The sequence below is a fragment of the Methylocystis suflitae genome, from assembly GCF_024448135.1.
Classification (GTDB): domain Bacteria; phylum Pseudomonadota; class Alphaproteobacteria; order Rhizobiales; family Beijerinckiaceae; genus Methylocystis; species Methylocystis suflitae.
This window is the reverse complement of sequence record NZ_JAMRYX010000125.1, coordinates 1-1,673: the sequence shown is the minus strand read 5'-3', so window position 1 is coordinate 1,673 and position 1,673 is coordinate 1. Positions and strand designations below refer to the sequence as shown.

2 protein-coding genes are annotated in these 1,673 nt (G+C 62.4%); one reads left to right on the top strand and one right to left on the bottom strand.

Going from position 1 to position 1,673, the window contains the following annotated elements:
- Nucleotides 1-518 precede the first annotated feature (518 nt).
- Complete coding sequence (locus NEI07_RS09940) at nt 519-959, top strand: DUF1036 domain-containing protein (protein ID WP_256034314.1); 441 nt, start codon at nt 519-521, stop codon at nt 957-959.
- A gap of 6 nt (nt 960-965) precedes the next feature.
- Here the strand turns inward: NEI07_RS09940 and ccmB are convergent, their stop codons facing one another.
- Nucleotides 966-1,637 carry a heme exporter protein CcmB gene (gene ccmB, locus NEI07_RS09935; protein ID WP_256034315.1) on the bottom strand — a complete coding sequence of 224 codons (672 nt, stop codon included), beginning with the start codon at nt 1,635-1,637 and terminating at the stop codon, nt 966-968.
- Between the last annotated feature and the right edge of the window lie 36 nt (nt 1,638-1,673).

Sequence of the window (1,673 nt, the reverse complement as noted above, 5' to 3'; positions counted from 1 at the left end):
CACCACGTAAAATCCCATTTGGATAATTTTTAAAGCCGAATCCAAGTCCATCTTCCTGTACTCAGTAGCTGTGCATGTGGACCAGCAATCAAGAATGCTGAGGTAGCATCCACAGAGAAGCTTAGTCGATACTATTCGTATAACACCTTTGGGAAGACGCTATCCACCGCAACTAGCCATGCGCGCAGCTCTCGGCTGTGCTGCGACGCCAATCTTTCTTGCGCCTCTCTCAGCTAACCGGACGAAGCGCCGGACGCTATTTTGATCATAATCATATTTGCCGCCCGTGGCCTGTCGGGCTCGGCGCGTCACTTTTGAAGGAGTCGAGAAATGTCCAGACTGCGCAATCGCGTCCTGCATCTGGCGCTGCTCCTGGCGCTCGCGATCGCCTTCACGCTCGCAGCCTTCCCCGCGCGCGCAAGCTGACCGTCGAGCGCCGGTGCGAAGAACGCGTCAGCTGCTTGAGTAAGCGCTGTTGGCTCTATCGCAATTTCAAAGCTCATTTTTTGGAGGGTGAAATGCATGCTTTTCGTCTTTCGATCGCGCTTGTCGTCGCATCCTGCGCTTTTGCGCCGCCCGCGAAGGCGGATTTGACCGTCTGCAACAGAACGCCCGATCAGGTCACAGTCGCGGCGGCCTGGGTCAGCCCAAGCGGCGGATTCACGTCGGAGGGATGGTGGAAGCTTCGCGCCTGCGGCGGCTGCGAAAGAGTCGTCCTGCGCAGCGAGACGTCCGATCCGCATAATTACTTCTTCTATGCGCACGGCGGCGGCAGGGAATGGCGCGGCGACTCGGCTTTCTGCACGACGCCGGGGGCGTTTAAGATCGGCAACGCCAAGCGCTGCGTGTTTGGACGGCGCGGGCAGATGAAGAACTTCGTCCATGTCACGAGCGGCAGCGGCAACCATACGCACAGCCTGACCGGCCGTTCGAACAGCGGGCGCGTGTGCATCGATTAAGCGCTGCTATTCGCCGAGGTAACGCAGCGCCGCGGCGGCCGCGAAGGGGCAGAGCGCGAGAGCGGCGAGCGTGATCGCGCAAAGAATCGCGAAGGGCGCGTAGAAGGGCACGGTTCCGCCGCTCGCCGCCTCAGCGGCGGAGACGCCGAAGATCAGCACTGGGATCGTCAGCGGCAGAACGAGCAGCGCCATGAGCAGGCCGCCGCGACGCACGGTCACTGTCGCCGCCGCGCCGATGGCGCCGATCAGTGTGAGCGCCGGCGTGCCGACAAGCAGCGTCGCGACGACGCCAAGAAGCGCCATCCATTCCTGTTGCAGCATCAACCCCAGAAACGGCGCGGCGAGAACGAGCGGCAGGCCGGTCGCCGCCCAATGCGCCGTGCATTTGACGAGCACCGCCAATTCGAGCGGGGTCTCGGAAAGATGGAAGAGATCCAGCGAGCCATCCTCGGCGTCGGCCTGAAACAGGCGATCGAGACAGAGCAGCGTCGCCAGCAGCGCCGCGATCCAGAGAATCGCCGGGCCGATGCGGGCGAGGAGATTGGGATCCGGCCCAACGGCGAAGGGCACGATCGCGACGAGCGTCAGGAAGAACACGACGCCCATTGCGCCCGAGCCGCCGATGCGGCGCGCCACGCGCCATTCGCGCAGGAAGAGCGCGGCGAGCGGGGAATTCAATCTAGACTCCAGGCTTTTATGGCATTCGAGCCAATC